The organism is Paenibacillus sp. sgz302191, assembly GCF_057749925.1.
This window is the reverse complement of record NZ_JBYLHY010000004.1, coordinates 330,735-354,983: the sequence shown is the minus strand read 5'-3', so window position 1 is coordinate 354,983 and position 24,249 is coordinate 330,735. Positions and strand designations below refer to the sequence as shown.

Genomic DNA, 24,249 nt, shown 5'->3' with positions numbered 1-24,249 from the left:
GGTAATATAGAGGAGCAGAATCATGGGAGTAAGGTTTACGGTGCTGTCGAGCGGTTCGACGGGCAATGCGACGGTGGTGGATAACGGGGAAACCAAGCTGCTGATCGACGTAGGGTTCAGCGCCAAGAAGATGGAGCAGCTGATGAAAGAACGCGATTTGGCCGCGGGCGCAATCGATGCGATTCTCGTGACCCACGAGCATTCGGATCATATCAAAGGCTTGGGCGCGCTGGCCCGCAAATACGACCTGCCTATCTATGCCAACGAGAAGACTTGGGAAGAGCTGGACCGCCAAATCGGCGAAATCGCGGAAAACAACAAGCGGGTTATGGAGACGGGCGCCATGCTGGACTTTGGGACGCTGAAAGTGGAATCGTTCGGTATTTCCCACGATGCGGCCGAGCCGGTGGGCTACTGCTTCCATGAGGGCGAGCAGAAGCTGAGCGTGGTCACGGATCTGGGCTACATGAGCTCCAAGGTGAAGGAAAAGATTACGGACTCGGACGCGATGGTGCTGGAAACGAATCATGACGTGGAAATGCTGCGCATGGGCCACTATCCATGGAGCATCAAGCGGCGGATTCTTGGCGACAAAGGACATTTATCCAACGAAGCCGCAGGGGAAGCGCTCTGTGACGTCATGTCGGGCAAAACCAAATCCGTATACATGGCGCATCTCAGCCGCGATCATAACTTAATGGATTTGGCCAGGCTGACGGTGAATAACATATTACAAGAGCGGGCTCCGGAGTCGCAGCTGCGGCTGATGGATACATATTTTGACCGGCCTACGAAATGGGAGTCCCTGGATTCGGAGTAGGTGCGAGCGCGGCGTCGAGCTCTATGGATTTTTGCTGCAGTTCCTGCGCGGTAATGATGCCTTTGTCGATCAACACCTGAATAAGGGAGGAGAGCACGAGCGATTGGTGGTAATGGCTTTCCTTGAGATCAGCCAGCTTGCCGATCCAATTGATTTCATCTAAATGGGAATGAATTCGGTTCATGGGGCATTCTCCTTTTTCAGCTACTTTTTTCCCTAGCATTTGATTGAAAGATTTGATTTACTAATATTGTAGGCAGCATTTGATCGAAACATTCCTGTTTTTTGTAAAAAAGAGCATCGCCGTCAGCGGGGAGGGATCCGGTAATGAGTTTGTTTGATGATGATTTTTTTTCGACCAAAACCAAAAGGGAGCGCATCTCAAGGCCCAGGGGGTCGAATGTTTTTGCCGGGTTGACGGATCGAAAGCTGAATATCGTTCTCTTGGCCGGGCTGGGCGGTGCGCTGTTGATGCTTGTGGTGCTGTGGCTTGGAGGCTTTACCAAAGGCGAACAGGCGAGTCCGGCTGTGGCCGTCCCTGCGGCTGCGCAGGTAGAAACTCAACCTCAGGCGGTTAAGACCGAACCGGCGGTTGCGGCGATGGAAAAGGTGAAACCGGCTGTCGTCAGCGTAATCAGCATGAAGAAGGAAGACAAGGGTAGTACGGAAAGCGGTGTAGGGATCGGCTCGGGGGTTATTTTTGGACGGAACGGCGACAAGGTTCGCATTGTAACGAATCATCACGTCGTAGATAACGGCACGCAGTTCGAAATCGTCAACTCTCAGGGAGAGCACCGTAAAGCGACGCTGGTCGGCAAAGATCGAATCACCGATTTGGCTGTTCTGGAAGCGGATGGAAAGGATATCAAAGTCATTGCCGAATTCGGTGACTCTGATAAACTGCAGGCGGGAGAAACGGCGATTGCCGTCGGCAATCCGTTAGGGCTCGGTTTCTCGCCGACGGTGACGCAGGGCATTATTTCTTCCCCCAAACGGACGATTCCGGTATCGCTTTCGCGTGAAGGCGATTACGATTGGGAGATGGATGTCATCCAGACGGATGCGGCGATCAACCAGGGGAACAGCGGCGGCCCGCTCGTGAATATGGAAGGCAAAGTGATCGGCATCAACAGCATGAAGATCGCGGATATGGGTGTGGAAGGACTCGGCTTCGCGATTCCGATCAACGCGGCGAAGCCGGTGCTGGACAGCTTGATTACCGAGCATAAGGTGAAGCGTCCGCTGCTGGGGGTTTCCACACAGGAGCTGCAGTCTTTTAGCGGAACGGATGTATTAAAGCTGCCGGCAGAGGTGAAAACTGGAGTTATCGTCTTCGAAGTGTCCGGACCTGCGAAGGATGCCGGGCTCAAAGCGCAGGATGTCATTGTGCAGCTGGACGACCGCAAAATTGACAGCACGATCACACTGCGCAAATATTTATATGGCGAGAAACACATTGGCGATAAAATCAACGTCACCTTTTACCGCGGCGGCAAGAAGCAGAACGTGACCCTCACGCTGGCTGAAGCGGGCGACAAATAGCAGGGTACGGGCGCTGTCCGGCGACGGGCGAAAGCAGTCGAAATTTCTGCGCGGTTGATGCAGGCTCATGTGGGGGCGACCGACCGCCGTCATGCAGCGCAATACCGATCGCCGGGAACTGTGGGCGGTTTCCTTGCGGGCTGGTTCGACAGCAACTGCACGAAATAAGAAATTTGTCCGATAAAGAGAGTGGAACACTATAACAATCAGAATGACGGAGTCACACGCAGAAGCCATCGTCGGCAGAAATGCGACGAAGGGCAGCTCCGCCCGACAGATTTCGAGGATGAAAGAGGTACTTGCATGTATGTAGTTTGTAAAGATCATTTGGAAATCGCGATCGATCAATTCGTGGATGAGTATGAAGAAGCGCCGGACATCGTCGACCTGCTGAAAACGCAATTCGCCCAGTGGGAGGCCCCGGAGCATTGTGAGCATTGCAAGGAAAAAGCGCGGTTTCTGGTTGTATGAGGAGGGCGAAAGCCCTCCTTTTTTCCATGTGAGGCGCGGGAAGTCGGCCCCAGTTCCTGAGGGGACTAGAAATTCATTCAAAACCCCGATTGTGAAGTACTATACGAGGGAGGAACGGGCATGCATATACAAGTACTTGCCGTAGGGAAGTTGAAAGAACGCTATCTCACGGACGGGATCGCGGAATACGTGAAGCGCCTTGGCCCCTATGCCAAGGTGCAGCTGGTGGAGGTGCCTGACGAGAAGGCACCGGAGAACATGAGCCCTGCTGAGGAACAGCAGGTGCGTGCGAAAGAGGGCGAGCGGCTGCTGGCCAAGCTCGGCCCGGATGTGTACGTCGTGGCGCTGGCCATCGACGGCGAGATGTGGACGAGCGAGCAGCTGGCAAGCTCGCTCGACAAGCTGGCCACCTACGGGCGCAGCCAGGTGGCCTTCGTCATCGGCGGCTCCCTCGGCCTCTCGGACGAGGTGATCCGCCGGGCGGACATGCGGCTGTCCTTCGGCCGCATGACGCTCCCCCACCAGCTGATGCGGCTGGTGCTGGTGGAGCAGATTTATCGCGCCATGCGGATAAATCGGGGGGAGCCGTATCATAAATGACGGCGAAAAATGTTGTTTTTAATCAGCGTGATGAATGTCACCACAAGTCGGTGACCATTAACACCTCCCGGCGAAGGTCATAGGCGTCCTGCCGTGTGTTGATGGTTCGCATCTGTGTTCCTCCTAAACGAATTTGTTACTCCTTGATGTGAGCTAGATTTCAAAAGCCAGCTTACTTTGACTTCTTGGGAAGGTATTGCGGCATAACCCAAACGTTTGTACTTTCGAAGCTGTTAATGCCGTTTCTGTCGAAGGTTTTTTTGGAGTTTTGAAGAATTAGCTGATCTGCTGTTAGTTTATTACGGCTATTCGTTTATACGTCACTATGTCTACTTGGTAGTTTGATTTTAGAATTAGTTACAAAATACTGACATATTATAAAATAGTACCAATATACTATATTTATAATGTTTCCCATGGTAAAATATTGAAATGTTTCATGTTTAATATTTTACCCATCTGGAGGATACTGTTAATGTGGCCGGAACATTTCCCTGAAGGCTGTCCAATTAATGCTGAAGAGAAGTCAGCAGAAGTTTTTCGTTTGGTTGACAATAATCCCCCTTTGGAAAGCGATTTTATCTCCTTATCTCAGCAAGGACGTAAAATAAGGGGCGACTTATGCCAGGCATGCGGGTTATCTATCTTTGAATTATATGACGATGCTGTCCAACAGAATGAAGTGCTGGCGGGTTCTATCTACTTTCAACGCAATAACCTTCCAAAGAAAAGAATAGCCGTCGGAAAAACTAATCCAGAGTATGGAAGGGTTAGAAATACACCAGTAGAGGAAAGAACATCGCACTTAACATATTGGATTTTTAAAGATAAAGACGTTACAAACCATTTTAGCGTAATCTAACAAGGGGGGAGCCATATGGAATCCTTCATTACACCTATTGGAGTTATGAATGTTATTGAATATTTTTTGTTTTATGATAGACCGTACATTTTTTTATGTGCTGATAAGACGAACTTGAAATATGTTGTTCACCTTGTGGATGATGATGAATTCAGTGAAAAATGGTTTCTTATACCCTCAACTGATTTACGAGTTGAGTTTGTACGAACTGGAAAAATTTCATTGAGAGATTCTTTATTATTAGCAGAGCAGGGGTGGATTTGGGAGATTACAACCCCGTTTGATGAATCAAAAGGTACAGCAGTAATACGTTATTGTCATGAGTTGGGTGAGAATGATTTACCAGCAAAGGACGTTGTATTGAGTCTTCCAGAAAGGCGTTTACCTGTCCTAGAGTTGGATGCAGCCAGAGATGCCGAACAAACCTTCAGGGATGTCTTTTTACTTTACTTAAATGATGGCCATCACTCTCAAACGCTTCCGGCGAATGACCTAGGTCTGATATTACTCCGCTCTCAAGGAGTATTAGAGACATTGGCTCATAAGGATGCTGCAACAAGAGGAAGAATCCCAGCATCTACAAAAGAAGAAGTTACCATGTACTATGCCGGTAATTTTGCAGCTTCTGTAGGGATAAGGTTGGAGGCAAAGCATAGTGGTTTAATTCCTACCTCAGTACATGATGCATTGAATATATTAATGGACTTAATAGAAGCGGGTGCTAAGAAAGAAGACCTGCTGGCTATACTAAAGAAGCTGCAAAGTAGAGCTATTGCAAGGTATCGTTTTTTTCTACAGGCGCTTGAGCAAGCGAATATTTCGTTCAAAGCAGAGTGGGGATCACCATTCAGAGAGAAAAGGATAGCAAGTTTGTCAGTTCAAGATATTCGTTCTGCTATATGCATTATGAATTTAGAGGGGGAGGATGCTGTTCAAAAATTGGAGTTGATGGGGGAGCTTCGCTTAATAGGTGTCAGTAAGAAGCGTTCCAGTTTTGAATTTGTATCAATTGAAGGGGAGACTTACAAAGGCACTTTATCTGATGATCTGTTAGATCATGTGGCCAGAGGCGTTTTCTTTAAAGTTCCCGCATATAATGTTCTTGCTGAGATTGAGGAAACCATTGAAATAAACCCAGCAACGAGTGAAGAAAAGATATTCTATTCGCTTTTAAATATAAAAGAAATAAAAAACTAGATTCTTTAAATGATGATCTAGTTTTTTTGGTTGTAGCTCTAAATCATGCCGTTACAGACAGCACGGATAACCGTACCATAAGTGACGGCGAAAAATTTGAGTGAGTATGAACCTAAGGGGTGTTGAAAATGCTTATAGTAAATAAGGGTACTAGTATTGGTTGGAGTGCAGAAGATCTAGAAGCTGATGATAGTGTGCTGGGGTTGTTTCTTGTAAGTGTCTTGGATTGTATACTTAGCCCTCTACAAGGGGATGTATACAGGTTACGTCCAAATTATCAAGGCCTGGTAAAAGAGGCAAGAACAGCAATGGTACACGATATTCATGGATTAGCAATTCTTAATGATATGATTCAGTTCACCTTTGAAAACCTTGGGGAATTACCTCATAAAGATTTCTTGTACGTTATGGAACTGATAGAAAAATACTTCACAAATCTCCGCTCTATATATGACTTCATGTCCAAGGTATTGAGGCTTGCAGTTGAAGAAGGACGGATAGGACAAATCCCCTTTGATTCGCTTAATGATTTAATAACGTACGCTGAAACGAATCCAAGGGCAGAAAGCTACTTCCCCGAAGATTTAATCAGTCTACTGAAGAACATTAAATCGGAGTTTCATTTAGTGAGAGAGATTCGAGACTTTATAATCCATAATGGAAAACAAATTTCATTGCTTTCTGATGACAGGGGATACAAACTAGGGCCATTTGATAGCAATGGTACTCTTGCCGATTATACCTCAGGAGGAGAAAGAAACCATGAAGAGCTCATGCCATATCTTGCCGAACGGACGAATCGTATGATTGAATTTGGCGAAATAGTTGGTATAATTATAAACCGCGAGTTTAGAAGGTTGCATGGTGATTTTCCATTATTCCTTTGTGCACTGGAAGGGGTTTGTATACCTTCTTTTGTAAAGTTTCTAGGTTTAAATAAGTCAAACAAAGATTGAGTATCACTCAAAAAATAAGCGTAATTTTTTGACTTAATAGAGGGCTTTTCCGGACAAAGGAAAAGCCCTTTTGTCATATGTCGATGGAAGCGACTCCGGCTAATGACCTATCCGCACCAACCAATGCTTGTGCTCTGCTGAAGCAGGTGATCGGGCGATTAGGTTGATTGGGGGAATAATGCCAGAAGTGACGGCGAAATTTTCATATCTACCACCCAAATTGTGGTAACATTACCGTATACATATTGAAAGGGGAAGATTAAATGTCTATCGCTTCACAGATTGTTGATGATATTCGCGACCATGTGCGGAATTATGAAATAAACAGAAGCCAAGCAGAAGATAAAGAAAACCTTGTGAACGGCTTTAGGAACGCACCACAAACAAAATCAGTTAAATACCAGCTACGGGATGCGCAAGAATACCTGACCATATACGAAACAAATGCGGCGAATAGTAGACAGGAAGCAATGAAATTATAGGAAATATAAAGAGCACTTTGATAGTGACGAACTAAGGGAAGCAGAAGAATTGATTGAAAAATTATAATCGTAGGCGTCGGGCTAACCCCCCGGCGCTTTTTTGCGTCACAAAATGAATTAGCCCCGCGACATAAGGCGTATCATATCGAAGGGGTTGACCCATATTGAATACGCATAAAGAAAACCTCAAATCGGTACTTGAACAGGGAGCTTTTGACTTTGGACGGGAAACCGATCTTGACGGCATCGGCTGCACGGTTCTGTATAAGGCGAAATTCGGCTTCCACGAAGAGATGTATTTTTGCAATTACAACGACGTTGATATGAAACTGAATTCGAACGTATGTTTGTTAATAGTTTACCAAGCGTGTGTTCGTATTTCAAGGATGGCCTGAGCTAACTTGAGAGCCATATAAATAAATTCGAGGAAGCATGCCCTCATACACGCTCCAGCAAGCCAAATCAAGGGAGGACGTCTATCACAGGCGTTCTCCTTTCATCATGCATGATCTTCCAGTGCCTCCTTCGCTTCCATCTGCGCATATGCCTCACCCAAGCCAATCGACTCATAATAAGCTCGTGTCACATCGTCCATAAGCCTCACAGCTGCCTCGCGCTGTTCCTCCGGGATAAACTCCAATAAGCATGCGATGATAGCTTTCTCTCTTGCTGCCTCATGTACCTTGATCTCCTCTAGGCCGTAGAGCGTGTGACCACCTGTACCGCCATTGAAAAGCTTGTGCTTCATCTCGATAGCTCTGATGGCTGTGACTGGACTGATCACTTCCATCATGTTCAGTGTCTTGAAGCCTTTTTGAATCACTTCGTCCAACAGCTCCAGGTCGTGCTTGATCTGCTTTGTGCTGACCTGCTCCATAGCTTCCATCATGATCTGCTTGGCCTTCGCCCGATCTTCAGCACGGTTGTCCTTGGTCTGCTCGCCGCCCTTCCGGGATGCATCCTCCAGAGCCTTTCTCAATGAATCCGCATCGTTCTTCGGGTTCAGCAGCTCCATCGTGAGGTCATTGACCACCGCTTCTCTACGCTGCTTCATATAAGTGTACATGGTGGGTAGGCTGATTGAGAAACCATTCTTGCTACACCACTCCACCAATTCCTTTGCAGGTGTACCGTCATCAATCATCTTGTCCAGAAGTGGTTATTCCATTTCGCCAGTGCCGCTACCTTGCTGGGCGTGAATTTACTCGTTCCGTCTTTGAGTCGTTCTTGTTTTCTTCTCATCATGTTCACCCCGTATCGTTAAGCTGTATAAACGTAATATTACGATACTAATACAGATTAGAGGTGTCTGAACTTTAACAGCCATTGCTTCATACGGGGAGTGTGAATGATGAGTTGCTTTCTATGTGCTTGTTCCCATAAAAAGAAAGCTCACCCTATTGGTTAAGGTGAGCATTACCTTTATCCATACTGAGCAGACGGACCAACTCTTAACGTACGATTTTTTCCGTTTCGCGAGGTGACCCCTGAACGTCAAGCAACTGTACCACAGATTCATCAACCCTCAAAATGCTATCCATGAAGATATCCAGCTTGCCTGACTTTATGGCACCGCCGCGATCCACGCAAGTGAAAGTATAGTTATTATTGTTTTAATGATAATTAGGAAGGTATAACGAAAAAATATAAGCCCGAATGATCCTTAACGAAGGAAAAACCGGGCTTTATATGTGAAAAATGTTTTAATGTTGGATAAAGTTTAATTACCCTTTTTAGTTGTTTCAGGTGCAACTGGTGCTGGAATTACTTTCGGTGAGATTTTTGATGTGTCAAAAACCTCGTCATTGTCACTCTCAATACTATATTCTTCTGTACTAACCAATTTCTCACTTCCATCAACTACTTGATATGATTCTTTCTTTTTTGGGAATGAATTTTTAGAATCTGTATAGACTTTCACTATATTAGTTTCATTCGTGTCCTTATTTACTTGCTTTTTAACAATTGCCTGTTCTTTAGTTTTTACACTTTCATCAAAAGTCCATGATTGTTGATCGAGTTCTTTTTTTATTTCATCCAACAAAGAGGCCTTTAATAATTCCTTATTTTCTTCAGCAATATCCTTTGGTAATGTCCAAGTATATGCTTCCTGTTTTCCATCAATCTTAGGGCCAACAACTGTTACCCTTTCCCCAGCCTTGTCCACAATGGTTTTCTTTATTAAAGAACCATCAGCCCCATATTCGATCGAAACTTCTCTCAATCCTTTAACATCTCTGTAATGATCCGTTTTACTAGATTTTGAAGTTGTTTTAATGTGTTCAACACCGCTTACCTTTAATGTATCAAGTGCTTTAGAAGCAATCTCATTAGCACTTGCTTCAACTTGTGTATTTCCACCAAAAAATCCGATATAAATTGCGCCTAATACGCAAACCGAAGCTATACTTGAAACAATTATATATTTTTTGTTCAATTTAGTGTCCTCCTTTATTAATAAGCATATGCATTCAAATGCCAACCATTCATGTGTACTTGAGGAAGACCATAATAACCCCAACCACGCACTACCCATGCATTAGGATTAGTATCTTCTGCAAATATCACATCCTGGTTTATCGAATAGACATCAGATCCATTTGGGACTATTGTTGAAGAAGGATCAACAAGGCTAGGGTTATAACCACCATAATCGCTTGGTGTTCCACCAGTTTTGCTTACTTTAGCAACATTGATTACTCTTAAGTACTCAACACTACCTTCTTTTCTAACTATCCAACCAGTCACAAGACTAGAATATGACCCTACACTTGAATCTGGATAATACACTTTTTCCATTCTAAATGAAACACCATTATAAGTAGTATCTACTTTACAACTACCATTGGAACTGTACTGGCAAGTCTCGACTACATCTGCCCCCTTATAAATGGATGCTATTTTGGTATAGTATGGACTAGGGCCAGTACGTACACTCAAACTATCTGCAGTTACGTCATAGACGTATATTTTAGCAAAGGCACTTGATACTGGTAGAGCAAGCAATAAAACAAATAAACAAATAAGAATCTTTTTCATACAAACCCTCCCAAAATTCACTAATTATCATTAGATATTTAATGTTATAGGTGAGACTAGAAAATGAAAGTCTTATCTATATTTAATTCTCCAGTCACAGGTAGAGAATATGTGGCTGGTTACTCTGGTCTTAATGTATTTAATTACTCAATTTACCACAACCCATCCTTATAATAAAATACTTAACAAGTACATTGAACCATAGTAGGATAAAAATGTAAATAATTTTTTTCCAAAAATTCACAACATAATTTGACACGATTTCATTAACTCTAGATTACACACCATTAGTGTGGTGAAAATCGGCTGTTTTTATATCCATTTTCCCTTAACGTTGTAAATCCGCGTAACAAATACAGGCCCTCATCTTAATAAAAAGGTGAGGGCTGTTTGAAATTAGCAGATCAATTCAATATACTGCCATTAAAATATCCAACATTAAGTTTTACTGAAGAATATTTCGCAAAATTACCATCACTAGTGTGTCCCCCTTGAAAATTTACCACTGAATACCACAAGCCCCAATACTACTCCATTGTCTTCTAAAAACGATACATTTGCACCAACTTCGGTATCTCTTGGAACTTGAAAAGCCCTACCTAATTTTGTATGTACATAGACTTTATGGCATGGTAGAATAATCCATGTGTTGAAAAAATTATATATGGAGGAGTATATTATGAAAGTAAAAAAAGGGAAGTATATTGCTACTATTACGACTTTATTAGGATTAACCCTGGCCTTTACACTTCCGGCAACAGCATTCGGGAAGTCTTATACAGGTGGTAGGTCCAGCGGAACTTTTAATGTTTACTATGATTCATCAGTATCTTCGTATGGCTACCAGACACATTTAGATTCTGGAAAGAATCAATGGAGTTCAACAAGTTCGAAAGTGAAAATAACTTATGTAAATAATACTTCTGGAAATCCAGATAAGGCCTACGTTGGACAATACCCGGCCGACCCAAACGTCGGTGGTTATGCACGACATTACAAAAGCATTTGGGCCGGTATTGCATTAGCAACTGAGAATGAAAGCTGGATTTATTCAACAGTCACCCTTGCTCAAGATAACATTACTAGCCATAATTTAACGTATAATGAGGTAGTTGCCGTAGCTTGCCACGAATTTGGTCATGCACTTGCACAGGGTCATTCCGATAGTGACACAACTAACTCTGTTATGAGTAGCACTTTAGAGATAGGTAGTGGCAGCAACATTTATAGCCCAACTTCATATGATGTGTCTAGTATCCGAGCAAAGTGGGGAAATTAAATAATTTAAGGAGAGATGAGACTTATGAAAATAAATTTTTTCAATAAAAAAAGCCTTGTTCTTACAAGTTGCCTTGCAGTTATTGTGGCAGTTTCCGCCACATGGTATGTAAAATATAATTCAGTAATCGGAACTGTTTCAATGGATGCTAGCTATATTAAAGAATACAATACTTCTCAGGAACTCCAAAAAGATTCAGATGCTGTGGTAATAGCTAAGGCGATCGTAAAAGGAACACCTGATAGGAATGTCGTGAAAAAATTCTCCGATGGTGAATTGGAGTATACTTACACAATAACAGATTTTAATATTGAAAAAGTTTTATCAGGATCACTCACAACTGGTTCTACAATCTCAGTTCTCGAGCCGTATGGTTACTACCAAACCGCTCTTGGAAAACAAAAGGTTACACTAGATGGATATCAAGAAGTGAAAGATGGTTCAAAGTATTTGTTATTCTTGAAAAAAAATAGCCAAGGACAATACACAATTTTAAACAATAACTTAGGAAAGCATAACATTGATAATACGGACAAAAATGATGATATTACTGATGCTAAAGATACTAAAAGAAATCAAGCAAAGAATAATATTAAGAAGCAAGTTCTAGATGAAGTAAAGAATTTAAAATAACCACTTTGTACCCTTAATTGGGCCCCGCCAACATTCGTTAATTATCTAAACTTGTATTTAGAAACCTCTTGATTGACAAGGGGTTGTACAGCGAAGACATGTAAACAACGTATTCGACTTGACAATGAGCCTCGCGGTATCGGATTCTAAACACGAGCGCCGATGCCCTTGGTGCACGGTTTACCTAGGGTGAAGCTAATAAAAAATAGCCAATCAAATCCGTTCTACAAGAGGGTGGATTTGATTGGCTATTTAAATGTAATGATACAATTGGGGGAAGCTGCCTTGAAAGACTCTGTTAGGCACCTTAGAAACAGTCTCGTATCGAGCTTGTACCTTGACCCGAAGTTCTTGGGGAATAATTGCTTTATGCTACCCATCTGCAATGATCGGAGCGGGATTTGTACCCTTACGTTTTTTTTGTAGACCAGTCTTGTTGCTTGTTAAAGCGTATCGGGCTATGGTGTTGCAAATGATAAATAACGTATTCGATATGGAAAAAGTTTAGCCCTTGGATAGGGTATTAAAAGGTTGGCAATTATGCGCCGCGGCGGATTTGTCGCCGATAGACACGTTAAACTGAACCGTATCATAAGTAACGGCAAGTCTTATTGTGCTCAACCTTTTTATTAAGACAGATTGGAGAGGTGAACATGGGAAATACGGATAAGTTTGAAATGATCGCTAATATTTACGACACTCCTGAAAGAATCCAAATCGCCAAGGTATCATCAGATGCCATTCGTGAATATTTAGTTGACGCTAAAAGTAAGAATGCTATCGATTTTGGGTGCGGAACCGGTCTTGTCGGCATGAACTTGTTAAACGACTTTCATTCCATGCTTTTTCTGGATACATCACCAAACATGATTAATCAAATCAAGCAAAAAATTTCGGATTTCAATATTCGGAATGCAAATACATTATGCTTTGATTTTGAAAAGGAAGGCTTATCGGATTTACGTGTCAACTATATTTTTATGGCTCAGGTTCTACTTCATATTGATGATTATGAATTCGTTTTATCAAGATTATTTGATGTTCTCAATGAAGGAGGACATTTGCTCATCGTAGATTTTAATAAAAATGAAAATATCGTGTCAGATATCGTTCATAACGGATTTCATCAAGATGAGCTATCCGACATGATGACGAAAATTGGGTATAAGAATATTCAATCCAAAACTTTTTATTACGGAAGTAAAATATTCATGGGACAAGACGCATCGATGTTTATTCTTGATGCTCAAAAGTAACTTGCCGTTACAGACAGCGCGGTGAAACGTATCATAAGTGACGGCAACGGTTTTAGAGAGAGTGCTCGATGTCAGGTACGTCGATCTCATTTCAGATTGGAGTCGATAAGCCTAAAATGGACATATGGACTTATTGCTACCTATTCAATTTAACTTAATAATCTATTAAGGAATAATTTGAATTTCTTTTTCTAATTCTAAACTTTTTAAAAGGAGGACGCCTAGTGCTAAACAAGAAGTTAGTTGTCTCGATCACAGGATTGTCTTGTCTTTACTTGTCGGAAGCGGGACCGGAGTTTATGCCGGTACAGAGGGGAGATCAAAGTGATGAAATATCTTCTGCTTCGCCATGAATATCCAGACAGCGGCTATGTCGATGGCGACGTGGTATTTACTCCTTCGATGGAGACTTACTACCAAGTAGGAACACCTTTCAATGTGGAAGGCCGAGTCGTTTCGGTGACGATGGATAAAGCAGTTCGGAAGTTGGAGGCGGACTTCTTCTTAACGACCTCTGGAGCCTTTTTTGCATCGGAAGAATTGGCAACATTGCTGAAGCTTTATCAGAGTGATTTGCAGACGATTCCGGCAGATACACGCTACTTTAGCGGCAGAAATACTGAGAAAACGTACTGTCTCGTGCATGCGGAACGACGCCTGCTCTGCTTTGACTATCAGCTTTCGGAATACGCCGGCAAGGCATTGGTTCTGCAGCGGCTAGATCGAGGTGTGAGCCCCGACAGCTTTATGGTCAAAGGAGTTCAATCCGTAGTCATTGATGAGAGGTGCGCTGCGGAAGCCAATTTCTTCTTTCTTAAGAACGTTGTTCTGATTGACCCGGTAGTGTCGGAGACGCTTGCAAATGCTATGTGGGGTCACAACTTGAACGTAAGGCTGGATGCTCTCGTCGTATCGGCTTGAATATCGGTCTTTTATGTCCAGAAGGTAAGAAAATACTATTGCTCGAAGGCACCCATAAGAAAACAGGGTGTCCTTTTTTATATTGGGGGTTATAATCTAGCTGTTCTAGCGTGGAGCTTGGGTGCAAGTGTTTCCGAAGTTCGTCGAACCGATGTAAAAACTATAGTTTAGGATTCAATGAGGTTGATATTACTTTTCAATTTGAATAATCCCATTCTCACGTTCAAATTCATCGATGTGTTGCTCGATGAGATATTCAATTTGCATGGCAATGGAACGTTTGTTTTTATCCGCAATAATTTTGATTTTCTCAAAATTTTCTTCTTCTAATCGCAAGGTAAAGACCCGTTTATTTGTGGCCATAGAAACCAATACCCCTTCAAAGTGATGTCAATATTATACCAATATGAATGGGATGGATATACGCTCACATTGACATCTGAGTGACGTCACCTTACAATGATTAATATCAAGCATTCACTTTGATGTCACTTTTGAAGGGAAGTGTTGAGTTGATAAAGAGTCTTAGAACTTATTTGCGTGATTTTATTGCTATGAGAACAGAAGAAATTGGGAATAACGTTCTGAAGCAAGATGAGGGATATCAAGAATTATCTAAAGAACTTCAATCCTTATTGAAAGAGATTTTTAAGTATGTTCCAATAGACCAACACCCAATACTATTTTCTTATGAAGAGAAAGAACAAGCTCAATTGGCACTAGTCATTGAAATTATGTACAGGCAAGGATTGATAGATGGAGTAGCTTAAATCGAAGACTGTCAGTAGTGATGGAAAATGAGGATAAATTCTAAACACACATAAGAAGATTCTTGAAGGTTATTCGAAGAGGATATCGGTATCATATAAAAACCAAGCCGCGGCGGATTTTTCGCCGATAGACCCGTTGAGCTGACCCTTTTTTGATCAGTTCTGCTTGCGCTCCCAGCGAAAAACTTGTGGTAGGACCGTCTTTTACTCTCCGCAACATTTAACAAAGAAATTAAGTTCTGCAGTACCTGCACAGTTCCAATAAAGTCGTCATCTTTGTGGGTCAATTTTCAGCTTTGGCATAGACTTAGTCCAGAAATGACAGCTGAATCCGCCGATGGCTTGCTTCATCTCACGGGAAGAGAAGATTAACAAAAAATACCCCTTTGTAGGTATAGAAACAAGTGGACAATGGATTTATGATGATGCATGAATCTTAAATGTGACTTAGAGAGGGTGCGTTATAGGTATGATGATTAATTTACGCAATCAGGACGGTAATGTGAAAGAATGTAAAGTCGGATTTTCATGGACTACATTCTTTTTTTCGTTTTTTCCGGCAATTTTTAGAGGTGACTGGAAATGGGCGATTATTCAATTCATTGTAGCATGTTGCACTTTTGGTGTTTCCAGTTTGGTCTTTTGCTTTATTTATAACAAACTGTATATCACTGACTTATTGAAAAAAGGGTATAAGCCTTCTGATGAGAATTCAGGGAAGGTACTTGAAGCGAAGGGGATCATTGAAAATTACCGTACTTTAACAACATAACTTCAAGGTTTCAGACGTTAACCAGCCGGTGCTGGACGCTTACTATGCAAGGATACGCTGAACTCGTTCCTGAAGGACGGGCGGCTAGAGATCGATAACAATCGTAGTGAACAGTCGATCAGGCTATTTGCAATCGGGCGCAAAAATTGGTGGTTTGCGAGTCCCCCACGGGGAGCAGCGGCAAGCGCGACTATTTACAGCGTAATCAGCTTGCAGATCTGAAGGTGACGCAAGCATTGGAGCCTAATAGGCCGTTGTCATCGTCACTACCAGACTCTTGCCATCTCACGTAACCTCCATCCATCATACACTCGCTCCCATCTGACTGCTAGGTGGGGGCTATTTTTTCAAGCACGGATACAACGTTAGCAAGGGACCCTTTTTTGATCAGTTCTGCTTGCGCTCCCAGCGAAAAACTTGTGGTAGGACCGTCTGAAGAAAAACGGTTTGTCTTCGATATTGGGAACATATGTGATGAATAGCTGTTCCCACGCGCAATACAAATTGCGGCCAGCTATTCGTAAACAAAATCGGCATCCTACTCCGTAACTTTAATATTCTTCTGTCCCCAGGCAACAACAGATTCAATTAAAGGTACTAGCTCTTTCCCAGAAGTAGTGAGTGAGTATTCGACACGGGGAGGAACCTCGTTGTATTGTTCCCTATGAATGATCCCGTAATCGCAGAGATCTTTTAGACAGTTGGTTAACGTCGTTCCTGTGATACCATGAAGACGTCTTTTTAATTCGTTGTATCTGATGCAGTCATTTTCGCTCAAAATCGCCAATATCGGTAAATTCCATTTTCCTCCGATCACCGAAAAGGCGAAGGTAGCTGGGCACAGCTGATCAAGTTTAAAATCGTATTTCATGATGATTCTCCTAATAGTATTTTTTTGATACTTAGTAAGAAAAATGATCGTACTTGTTCAAATTTATCTAAGTATTATAATAATACCATGTACAGGACATTAACAAATGTCTCTTATAAAAAATAATTTTTTAGGGGAGTTATTGGACGTGACAAAAATTGGAATTATTACAGGAAGTACAAGGCAAGGTAGAGTAAGTTTGCAAGTTGCTGAGTGGGTCAAGACAATTGCTGATCAAAGATCTTCGTTACTCCAGAATACAATCGTGGCATCACTTCTGCCTTGAAGAATGCAATCGATTATCTGAGTCAGGAGTTTCGCAATAAAGCTGCCGGTATTGTCAGCTACGGTTCAGCTGGAGGAACCACCGCAGCTCAGCAGCTTCGCCTGATCTTGTCTATACCACAAGTCGCAACAGTAGCTACGCAACCTGCTCTTAACCTATTCACTGATTTTGAAGAAATGAGAACCTTTAAACCTGGCCCACATCACAAGGGCACAATTGAAACCATGTTGGATCAAGTTGTTTCCTGGTCCAGTGCGCTTAAAACATTGCGATAACATGTAGTCTGTCTTGAGTCCGGTGGATCAAACCGTTAAGCAAGTTTGAAACTATCCATCGGTAAAAATAAACTTCAGAAAGTGATGCAAATTATGAACAATCAAAATATGATGTGTGATCTTGAAACGGGTGTCTGTGGTGTTGTCGATGAAGATCCAATCCAAAAATTCGATCTGGATCAGCAAATTAAAAAAATAACGTTGTATTACGTAACAGATCCGATCTGTTCTCATTGTTGGGCGCTCGAACCCGTATTAAATCGATTCACTCAGCAGTATGGCCAGTATTTCAATGTAAGTATTATTATGGGGGGATTATTGGCTAGCTGGCATGGGTTCGGGGATTCTTCAAACGGGATTCAAAAACCTTCTGATGTTGAACACCATTGGAAGGAAGTGGGTCAACACTCACGTATGCCAATCGACGGAACATTGTGGCGTACGAATCCAATAAGCTCTTCTTATCCGCCATCTAGAGTATATAAAGTCATTCAGAACAAGCATAAAGGGAAAGAGAATGAATTTTTGCGGAAAGCAAGAGAGGCTGTTTTTGCTTTTAATCAGAATATTGCTGAAGAGCAGGTACTCATTGAAATCGTCAACCAAATTGGGCTAGATGGAAAACAGGTTTTTGTAGAATCGGAACTCGAAGAGGCACAAGATTTGCTAGAACAAGACTTTGATTTAGTAGCTAGACTCGGTGTAAGAGGATTCCCAACCATCATAATGGTCGATGAAGAAGGTAAAGGGATCAAGATTGTCGGAGCGCGGACATTGGATACCTACGTGGACGCGCTTGAACAAATCATAGATCATCGAGTTAAACCTAAAAAGGTACGACCTCTCACGAAATTGATGGAGGAAAGCCATCTTTTGTTTTCTAAGGAAATTGAAGTGATGTACGGAGTCGAGTCCAGTGAGGTTGAAAAATTTATCGCTTCAGAACTTCGTGAAGATTCATATCATATCAAGCACATTTTAGGCGAATTGTACGTTGTAGCTCAAAAGAATAGGGATGTACATGGCCTACTCGCAAACGGCTCTCAAGTTTAAATGCTTTGTAAGGCATCAGATAAAGTGCTTTTGTAAGTTAGGAGCGAATGCCGCGGCAGTTGCTCCTTTCTAAAATTTAGGAATGGTCAAATGGACCAACTTGACTTATTGAGTAATATCAGATAATTTATATGCTATGGCATATACTTTTATAAATTGGTGAAAATTATGGAATTGTACAATATAACGGGGTTTTTGATTCATCGTACGGATGTTAAAATGACCAATTACTTTACAAAGCAATTAAAGCCCTACGAGATGACGCCAGAGCAATGGGGTATTATCAGTGTTCTAGATGGAGATAGACCAACAACTCAAAAAGAGCTTGCAGAAGCAATCGACCGAGATCAGAGCACGGTTGTTCGAATGATCCACTCGCTCGAGAAGAAGGGGATCGTCAAACGGATTGTAAATGATACAGATAAACGATCTCATAACTTATACCTGAGCAGTAAAGGAATAACACTTAAATCAGAACTCCTGCCGATTGTCATCGAAGCACACAAGCACGTGACAAGGTACTTAAGTGACGATGAAATTCAGGAATTGAAAACTATACTTGAAAAACTGTATGCGAGTGTTAAGGAATTGTGAGATGTATGCTATAGCATGTAAAATACTACGAGAAATGAGGAATTTTCTTGGTTATTATCATTTTGCAAGTTATTGTCGGCTTATTTTTTATGTTTACTGGGAGTAAAATTATTTCCGGTAAAATGGCAGATGAGTTCAACCGTTTCGGCATGCCTCCCATCTTTAATTTTTTAACAGGGTTTATTGAGATCACGTCCGCAATCGGTTTATTTGTAGGCATTTGGTTTCCAATAGCGGCTGTTATTGCAGGATTTTTACTAGCGGCTACAATGTTTGTCGCAACCTTTATTCTTCTCGTTATTGCTAAGGATCCTTTTCCAAAGGCAATACCGGCTATCGTACTTTGCCTGTTGTCTGTGGTCGTCAGTATGAATCATTTGATTTAGTCTGCAAGCTAGTGATGATAAAAATATTTCTAGCCGTACGTACATCAAATATCAGATGAAGGAGCTTCATCATGGGCCAAATATTTCACTATCTTCATGTTTTAAGTGCTGTACTCATGGGTTTCTAACTCGTGCTATCGTTTTTAGTGTTCAAGATCTCAGCTCAACCAGATGTGCAGGGTCAGAAAAAGCTCTTGCTGCTCAACCTTATTCCTAACCCGAAGTGAGCTGTTACGACAGCTCACTTTTGCATTTTTCGCCGATAGACCCGTTAAGCTGAGCCGTATCATAAATAGGGCGAATTTTTACGGTGACTAGAAAGTTGCCGGTTTAGAGCTCTATGAATAGCAGCTGCTACTCAAAAATTAGGAACTGGTCATTGGTGTGGCCGAAGAGAGCCGTTGCGAGTTCACTTAACTAGCCAAGCGTGATTCTGCAAATATGAAACAATGCGAATACGCCTATGAATTGATACGTCTTACACCAAGAAGAGAGTATCCCCAAAGTCATCAAAGATGACCGAGGGATACCTCTTTTTGCATTTACACAGTCCATGAACGATTGTTTAAGGGTTTGTTTAATCTAGCAGTGATATTGTGAAATGGCGAAGCAGAGCTTCTCCAGCTTTGATCTTGTTGGTTGCGTAAGCACCATTCAGATCACTGAAATTGCATTTCGTTATGTCTTTCGCCTCGCCGTTAAGGTTCACGATACGGGACAACATGATAGCCATTTCTTCACGTGTGGCGGGAATCATTATCGGTAAAGGGGATGGGAATTTGATCCCAATGGTAAATGCAACACGTGCAGCTTTACCCATGAACCATTCCTCAAGCCAATCAAGGTTACAATTGGTCTCCATTTCTTACGACAAAAGTCGCGTAATTATCCTATTTTTCGACATGAATAAGTCACGGGTTAGAGGAGATTAAGGAATAATGTCGAAACAAGATATTAATAATTGTAAGCAATTTGGCTAATTCTTGATTATAATTGAACATTGGTTTTCGATACATTCACGTGGTATGGTTGCGGTTTGGGTGCGTATCGCCATGCATGGTTCATAATCAGGTATACATCTAGAAGAGGTGCAGCAATGTCAGCTAGACCAGTGGCAGTAATCGTCATAGGAATGCATCGAAGCGGAACATCGTTGTTGGCTCACACTATCAGATCACTGGGCGTTTATTTGGGAGATGAACATCAGATGGTTTCTCCCAGGGAGGACAATCCCGAAGGCTTCTGGGAACACGCCGAGATCGTAGCTGTTCATGATGAGCTGCTGAACCATTTCTCTTCATCATGGGACACCACGAGGCCGTTGCCTGAAAATTGGTGGTTGACTGAAGCGGGGAGGGCAAGTCGGGAGAGATTGATTCATATTGTCTCCAGAGACTTCACTCATTCTCCGTTGTGGGGATTCAAGGACCCTCGAACGTCCTTGCTGCTCCCATTGTGGCAATCCGTGTTCGAAGAACTGAATATAGACACTCGCTATATTCTTAGCCTGCGCAACCCGTTGAACGTAGCCGCTTCTCTGTATAAGAGAGATCAATTCCTTCATGACAAGTCTTTCGCAATATGGAATGTGTACGTCCTCTCCTGCCTCTATTACACGAGCCATGAGCGGCGAGTCGTAATTGACTACGACAAATTGATCGAACAGCCTGTCGAGACCTGCCGGAGAATCAGCGATTTTCTAAACGTTCCCTACACCGCTATGGACCAAGCGAGAGTCAGCGGGTTGTCGAAGCCAGCCTTGCGTCATAGCAGCTATTCCATACAGGATGTATGGGAGGATCGATCCATCCCAGTTATGGTACGACAAACGTATCAAACGGGATTGATCGTCGAGAGAGATCCTCATGAGCTGCATAAAGATGAACTGCGCGAAAGTGTACGAAATGCTTACGACCAGCTGGTACAAACCGGTCGGCTCTTGAGCCACGAAAAATCCTATCGAGTCCGGATCTATTGGGCTGGTGCCGACGGGCAGTTCAAGGAAGATAAATCGACCTACATTTCGGTTAACGCGACAGGGCGGAAAAGTTTTCATACTGTCGAGTTTCGTGAATCGCTGGGGTCGGTATTGCGGATCGACTTTTTTGCAGAGCCTGCATATGTCAAGTTATTCGAGATTTCCCTTATCCACGAAGGACAAGAGGCTGATCTTCTTCGCAATCATGCCAAAGAGTACGTACACTTTCTTGCCTTCACACGGGCCAATGAAGGAGAGAATTGCGTCTCCGGTATCGTTACGGGCAACAATCCGCAGCTGCTGATTCGGGATTTGCCTCCATATGGCGGGACAATATCCTTGCGCCTGGAGCTAAGCTGTTCGTTCGGAATAGAAGCTGAGGTCGTTCAGGAGCTCCAGCTTCAGCAACCTGCGGAAGTTGCGCTGTCCGCCGCGCTTCGTGATGCCAGCCTTCGAATTGAACGGCTGCTGACCGCGAATGCCGAGAAGGAGAAAACGCTCGAATTGGCCGCAGCGCAGATCGAGCAGCAGATTGATACGCTGGAGCTTCTATGCGAGGAAAGCAGGAGGCGCGAGGAGAAGCTCGCCGCTCTAAGCCGGGAGTTGCAAGAGGAGCGAGCCGAAGCGATCCGTCTAAACGCCGAGATCGAGAGAAGAGATCAGCAGGCGAAGAACGATCAAGCCTTATTCATTCGGCAGAAGAATTTGGAGATTGATAAATACCGGAGGGAAGTGGCCTTATATTCGGGATCGTTGTCCTGGAAGGTAACTTTGCCGCTCCGAATTGCGAGAGAGATTGAGCGCAGAGCCAAAAAGCTGCTTAAAGGATGGGCCAAGGGTTTGCTGAAGGGATATACGATTCGAAAGAACCGATATTCTCGTCGCACCGGCTTGGCCGGTAGGCTCCCTTATAAGCAATATGCGCTGATCTTCTCCCACACGAACTATTTGGAATCTATGGGCGGTACCGAGAAATATATTAATGAGCAAGCCTCATACCTGGCTCAAAATAACGTAGGAATCATTCAGATCTATCCAGGTCAAAGCTATTCCTTGTTGAATACAAAGGAAGATACATACTATGGAGTGATCGTGAGCGATCAATTCAGAGGTTTCTATTCGGTTAAAGAGATTGCGGAGTGGCTCTCCCGTATTCATAAGCGTCTTAGCGAAATTTATACCCATCATCTGTTGAACTGGCAGATCCGTGATTATACGACGCTGCTGAGGAACGTAGAAGAGACGGGACTTCTTCCCCATACGTTTTTCATGCATGATTTCTTCGCGGTCTGTTCCAGCTATCACATGATCTACCAGCCCAGGATTAGCCAGAGCATCAAGGAAGTGAAAGGAAAACATTCCTGCATTGCCGATGTCGTGGCCGCCTCGGGGGCAGACGCTGCCATCTGTCAGAGCTGTACGCACGGCATAATGCTTGAAGAGTGGCGTAAAGCCCTTCGGCCCGTGCTTCTTCAAGTCGATCGAATTGTAGTTCCTTCCAATTTTACCAAGGAGGCAGCGACTGCCGTCTATCCGGATTTTGCAGATAAAATGCTGGTCAGGGGACATCTGATCTTCGACAAGCAAATGATCGTCTACAAGGCGAAGCCTGAACATCGGAGAATCAGACTCGCTTACCTAGGGTATAAAATGGACAATAAAGGATGGCAGATATGGGAGCGCCTGTATAAAGATGAAGCACTCGGCCGCCTTTATGAATTTCATCATATAGGCTCTCAAGAGAGGTATGCGGATCAAGTGGCGGCACATCGCTATTCTTTCCTTCGAGAAGGGAGAATGGGAGCATCCAATCTGCTGATTGCGCAGGACATCGACCTCGTACTGCTATGGTCGATTGTTCCTGAGAGTTACTCCTACACGCTCCAAGAGTCAATTGCGGCAGGCGTTCCTGTCCTTACCTCGCCTCTGAGCGGCAATATCGCTGCGACTATTGATGCACATCCGGAGCTCGGCAAGGTGTTGAGCGGCGAGCATGAGCTTAAAGCATTTTTGTTCGATTCCGAGCACGTAAGAGCCTATGTGTCTGGGGATCGAGCGCGTTACATGTTGGAATGCAACCATCTGCCTGCTGGTGAAAGAGAGGCTCGTCCATGATCGTTACTACATCCATTTGCGCCAATTACTTGCCGAAAGCGATGGTGCTGGCGAAGTCACTGAAGGAAACCAATCCGAATGCGCAATTCATCGTATGCTTGCTGGAACGGGATATCCATCCTGCAGCGCGAAGCTGTGAGCATTTCGATGATGTTGTTCTTGCGAAGGACCTCGGTTTCGAGCAATTCGACAAGTTTATCTTTAAGCATTCAATCGTTGAAGCCTCAACGGCGGTCAAGGGACAGCTCTTCCGATATCTGTTCCGGGACTATGCTGCAGAAGACCACTTCGTCTATCTGGATCCGGATATTAAGGTCTATGGTGAACTGACAGAGTTGGTGGAGGCAATGAACCACCATCCGATCGTACTGACGCCGCATCTTTGCCATCCTGAGGACATCATGGATGCGGTGATGGACAATGAATTAAGCGCTCTGCAGCATGGCGTATTCAATCTTGGCTTCCTTGCGCTCTCCAGATCCGAAGAGGCTATGCGCTTCGCCGATTGGTGGGCAAGCCGGCTGGCGATGTTCTGTTATGACGATATCCCGAGAGGCATCTTCACCGATCAGAAGTGGATCGATCTGGCGCCCTGCTACTTCGATGTCCATATTCTGAAGCACCCTGGTTACAACGTCGCCCCGTGGAATCTATCCAAACGCAAGCTAACAGCGGACGATGGCCCTTGGGTAAACGGCCAGCCTTTGCGTTTTTTCCACTATTCCGGTTTCGATTCAGGCGCAAACGAAGGGATGATTAACAAGTATGTACCCGATCGCAGCAATGTGGTATACGCGTTGCGCGACGAGTACGTTCGGGAGCTGGAGCAGGCCGATCAGGCACATCTGGGCCGCGCCAAGTGGTCGTACGATTATTATACAAGCGACGAGCGGATCGAACGCGATGCCCGCTTCATCTATCGGGATACGCCGGAAATCCCCTACCGGGTGGACAACCCCTTTGCGCTCAGCAATGAATACTTCAAAAGATACATCAGCGTGGAGCAGATTGCCGGCAACGTGATCAGGCAAGGGAAGAAGCTGTTGAAACGTCTAATGAACCGTTAACTCGCAAGCGAAGCGGATATTTTA

27 protein-coding genes and 2 pseudogenes are annotated in these 24,249 nt (G+C 43.6%); 22 read left to right on the top strand and 7 right to left on the bottom strand.

From position 1 onward, the window contains the following. The first annotated feature begins 22 nt into the window (after nucleotides 1–22). Nucleotides 23–820 (top strand): MBL fold metallo-hydrolase, encoded by a 798-nt coding sequence (locus tag AC3G2T_RS08295; RefSeq protein WP_474682332.1) that lies wholly within the window; start codon nucleotides 23–25, stop codon nucleotides 818–820. On the opposite strand, the gene AC3G2T_RS08290 is transcribed toward AC3G2T_RS08295, so the two are convergent. Then, a complete protein-coding gene (locus AC3G2T_RS08290; protein WP_488435137.1) occupies nucleotides 789–1,004 on the bottom strand; it encodes a hypothetical protein in 216 nt (71 codons plus the stop codon). The genes AC3G2T_RS08295 and AC3G2T_RS08290 overlap by 32 nt on opposite strands. 143 nt (nucleotides 1,005–1,147) lie before the next feature. Between AC3G2T_RS08290 and AC3G2T_RS08285 the strand changes: the two genes are divergently transcribed. The 8 genes from AC3G2T_RS08285 to AC3G2T_RS08250 all read left to right on the top strand — a co-directional run bounded on the left by AC3G2T_RS08285 (nucleotide 1,148) and on the right by AC3G2T_RS08250 (nucleotide 7,325). Further along, the gene (locus AC3G2T_RS08285; protein ID WP_488435136.1) at nucleotides 1,148–2,362 is read left to right on the top strand and encodes a S1C family serine protease; all 1,215 of its coding nucleotides are present in this window, start codon (nucleotides 1,148–1,150) and stop codon (nucleotides 2,360–2,362) included. 303 nt (nucleotides 2,363–2,665) lie between these two features. Beyond that, the gene (locus tag AC3G2T_RS08280; protein WP_488435135.1) at nucleotides 2,666–2,833 is read left to right on the top strand and encodes a CxxH/CxxC protein; all 168 of its coding nucleotides are present in this window, start codon (nucleotides 2,666–2,668) and stop codon (nucleotides 2,831–2,833) included. Nucleotides 2,834–2,953: 120 nt separating this feature from the next. Next, nucleotides 2,954–3,433, top strand: coding sequence for a 23S rRNA (pseudouridine(1915)-N(3))-methyltransferase RlmH (gene rlmH / locus AC3G2T_RS08275; protein ID WP_488435134.1), 480 nt, complete (start codon nucleotides 2,954–2,956; stop codon nucleotides 3,431–3,433). Between the two features lie 475 nt (nucleotides 3,434–3,908). Next, nucleotides 3,909–4,295, top strand: coding sequence for a hypothetical protein (locus AC3G2T_RS08270; RefSeq protein ID WP_488435133.1), 387 nt, complete (start codon nucleotides 3,909–3,911; stop codon nucleotides 4,293–4,295). Between the two features lie 15 nt (nucleotides 4,296–4,310). Next, nucleotides 4,311–5,492: a DUF6575 domain-containing protein gene (locus AC3G2T_RS08265; RefSeq protein WP_474682338.1), complete on the top strand. Its 1,182-nt coding sequence runs from the start codon at nucleotides 4,311–4,313 to the stop codon at nucleotides 5,490–5,492. Nucleotides 5,493–5,620: 128 nt separating this feature from the next. Then, nucleotides 5,621–6,448 (top strand): hypothetical protein, encoded by an 828-nt coding sequence (locus tag AC3G2T_RS08260; RefSeq protein ID WP_474682339.1) that lies wholly within the window; start codon nucleotides 5,621–5,623, stop codon nucleotides 6,446–6,448. Between the two features lie 263 nt (nucleotides 6,449–6,711). Then, the gene (locus AC3G2T_RS08255; RefSeq protein ID WP_474682340.1) at nucleotides 6,712–6,930 is read left to right on the top strand and encodes a hypothetical protein; all 219 of its coding nucleotides are present in this window, start codon (nucleotides 6,712–6,714) and stop codon (nucleotides 6,928–6,930) included. A gap of 164 nt (nucleotides 6,931–7,094) precedes the next feature. Beyond that, a complete protein-coding gene (locus AC3G2T_RS08250; protein ID WP_474682341.1) occupies nucleotides 7,095–7,325 on the top strand; it encodes a hypothetical protein in 231 nt (76 codons plus the stop codon). A gap of 104 nt (nucleotides 7,326–7,429) precedes the next feature. Here the strand turns inward: AC3G2T_RS08250 and AC3G2T_RS08245 are convergent, their stop codons facing one another. The 3 genes from AC3G2T_RS08245 to AC3G2T_RS08235 form a co-directional block, all read right to left on the bottom strand. After that, nucleotides 7,430–8,074, bottom strand: coding sequence for a hypothetical protein (locus tag AC3G2T_RS08245; protein ID WP_474682342.1), 645 nt, complete (start codon nucleotides 8,072–8,074; stop codon nucleotides 7,430–7,432). Nucleotides 8,075–8,650: 576 nt separating this feature from the next. Beyond that, on the bottom strand, nucleotides 8,651–9,367 hold the full coding sequence (locus tag AC3G2T_RS08240; RefSeq protein WP_474682343.1) for a hypothetical protein: 717 nt from the start codon (nucleotides 9,365–9,367) through the stop codon (nucleotides 8,651–8,653). Between the two features lie 17 nt (nucleotides 9,368–9,384). Further along, on the bottom strand, nucleotides 9,385–9,969 hold the full coding sequence (locus AC3G2T_RS08235) for an SH3 domain-containing protein (RefSeq protein WP_474682344.1): 585 nt from the start codon (nucleotides 9,967–9,969) through the stop codon (nucleotides 9,385–9,387). A gap of 679 nt (nucleotides 9,970–10,648) precedes the next feature. On the opposite strand from AC3G2T_RS08235, the gene AC3G2T_RS08230 reads away from it, so the two are divergent. From AC3G2T_RS08230 to AC3G2T_RS08215, 4 genes are all read left to right on the top strand, one after another. Then, nucleotides 10,649–11,248, top strand: coding sequence for a matrixin family metalloprotease (locus tag AC3G2T_RS08230; RefSeq protein WP_474682345.1), 600 nt, complete (start codon nucleotides 10,649–10,651; stop codon nucleotides 11,246–11,248). 24 nt (nucleotides 11,249–11,272) lie between these two features. Beyond that, on the top strand, nucleotides 11,273–11,881 hold the full coding sequence (locus AC3G2T_RS08225; RefSeq protein WP_474682346.1) for a hypothetical protein: 609 nt from the start codon (nucleotides 11,273–11,275) through the stop codon (nucleotides 11,879–11,881). A 653-nt stretch (nucleotides 11,882–12,534) separates the two neighbouring features. Next, nucleotides 12,535–13,137 carry a class I SAM-dependent methyltransferase gene (locus AC3G2T_RS08220; RefSeq protein WP_474682347.1) on the top strand — a complete coding sequence of 201 codons (603 nt, stop codon included), beginning with the start codon at nucleotides 12,535–12,537 and terminating at the stop codon, nucleotides 13,135–13,137. Between the two features lie 327 nt (nucleotides 13,138–13,464). Further along, entirely contained in the window at nucleotides 13,465–14,058 is a 594-nt protein-coding gene (locus AC3G2T_RS08215; protein WP_488435132.1) for a hypothetical protein, read from the top strand. 189 nt (nucleotides 14,059–14,247) lie between these two features. Here AC3G2T_RS08215 and AC3G2T_RS08210 read toward each other — a convergent pair whose 3' ends face one another. After that, the gene (locus tag AC3G2T_RS08210; protein ID WP_474682349.1) at nucleotides 14,248–14,421 is read right to left on the bottom strand and encodes an Arc family DNA-binding protein; all 174 of its coding nucleotides are present in this window, start codon (nucleotides 14,419–14,421) and stop codon (nucleotides 14,248–14,250) included. 149 nt (nucleotides 14,422–14,570) lie between these two features. Between AC3G2T_RS08210 and AC3G2T_RS08205 the strand changes: the two genes are divergently transcribed. From AC3G2T_RS08205 to AC3G2T_RS08195, 3 genes and pseudogenes are all read left to right on the top strand, one after another. Beyond that, on the top strand, nucleotides 14,571–14,828 hold the full coding sequence (locus AC3G2T_RS08205; RefSeq protein WP_474682350.1) for a hypothetical protein: 258 nt from the start codon (nucleotides 14,571–14,573) through the stop codon (nucleotides 14,826–14,828). Nucleotides 14,829–15,297: 469 nt separating this feature from the next. Continuing rightward, nucleotides 15,298–15,600, top strand: a complete 303-nt coding sequence (locus tag AC3G2T_RS08200) for a hypothetical protein (RefSeq protein WP_474682351.1) — start codon at nucleotides 15,298–15,300, stop codon at nucleotides 15,598–15,600. Between the two features lie 51 nt (nucleotides 15,601–15,651). Next, nucleotides 15,652–15,807: pseudogene (locus AC3G2T_RS08195) on the top strand (IS66 family transposase); the annotation flags it as partial. Nucleotides 15,808–16,138: 331 nt separating this feature from the next. Here AC3G2T_RS08195 and AC3G2T_RS08190 read toward each other — a convergent pair. Next, a complete protein-coding gene (locus AC3G2T_RS08190) occupies nucleotides 16,139–16,471 on the bottom strand; it encodes a winged helix-turn-helix transcriptional regulator (protein WP_488435131.1) in 333 nt (110 codons plus the stop codon). A gap of 148 nt (nucleotides 16,472–16,619) precedes the next feature. Here AC3G2T_RS08190 and AC3G2T_RS08185 point away from each other — a divergent pair. The 4 genes and pseudogenes from AC3G2T_RS08185 (at nucleotide 16,620) to AC3G2T_RS08170 (ending at nucleotide 19,065) form a co-directional block, all read left to right on the top strand. Beyond that, nucleotides 16,620–17,032 (top strand): annotated as a pseudogene (locus AC3G2T_RS08185) (NADPH-dependent FMN reductase). 93 nt (nucleotides 17,033–17,125) lie between these two features. Further along, nucleotides 17,126–18,085, top strand: a complete 960-nt coding sequence (locus tag AC3G2T_RS08180; RefSeq protein ID WP_488435130.1) for a DsbA family oxidoreductase — start codon at nucleotides 17,126–17,128, stop codon at nucleotides 18,083–18,085. A gap of 168 nt (nucleotides 18,086–18,253) precedes the next feature. Beyond that, entirely contained in the window at nucleotides 18,254–18,679 is a 426-nt protein-coding gene (locus AC3G2T_RS08175; protein WP_488435129.1) for a MarR family winged helix-turn-helix transcriptional regulator, read from the top strand. A 47-nt stretch (nucleotides 18,680–18,726) separates the two neighbouring features. Continuing rightward, nucleotides 18,727–19,065: a DoxX family protein gene (locus AC3G2T_RS08170; protein WP_474682355.1), complete on the top strand. Its 339-nt coding sequence runs from the start codon at nucleotides 18,727–18,729 to the stop codon at nucleotides 19,063–19,065. Between the two features lie 577 nt (nucleotides 19,066–19,642). Here AC3G2T_RS08170 and AC3G2T_RS08165 read toward each other — a convergent pair. Beyond that, entirely contained in the window at nucleotides 19,643–19,885 is a 243-nt protein-coding gene (locus tag AC3G2T_RS08165; protein ID WP_474682356.1) for a hypothetical protein, read from the bottom strand. Between the two features lie 276 nt (nucleotides 19,886–20,161). Here AC3G2T_RS08165 and AC3G2T_RS08160 point away from each other — a divergent pair, with 276 nt between their 5' ends. After that, the gene (locus AC3G2T_RS08160; RefSeq protein WP_488435128.1) at nucleotides 20,162–23,158 is read left to right on the top strand and encodes a sulfotransferase; all 2,997 of its coding nucleotides are present in this window, start codon (nucleotides 20,162–20,164) and stop codon (nucleotides 23,156–23,158) included. Then, a complete protein-coding gene (locus AC3G2T_RS08155; RefSeq protein WP_474682358.1) occupies nucleotides 23,155–24,225 on the top strand; it encodes a glycosyltransferase in 1,071 nt (356 codons plus the stop codon). Before AC3G2T_RS08160 ends, AC3G2T_RS08155 begins: the two co-directional genes overlap by 4 nt. Nucleotides 24,226–24,249: the final 24 nt, after the last annotated feature.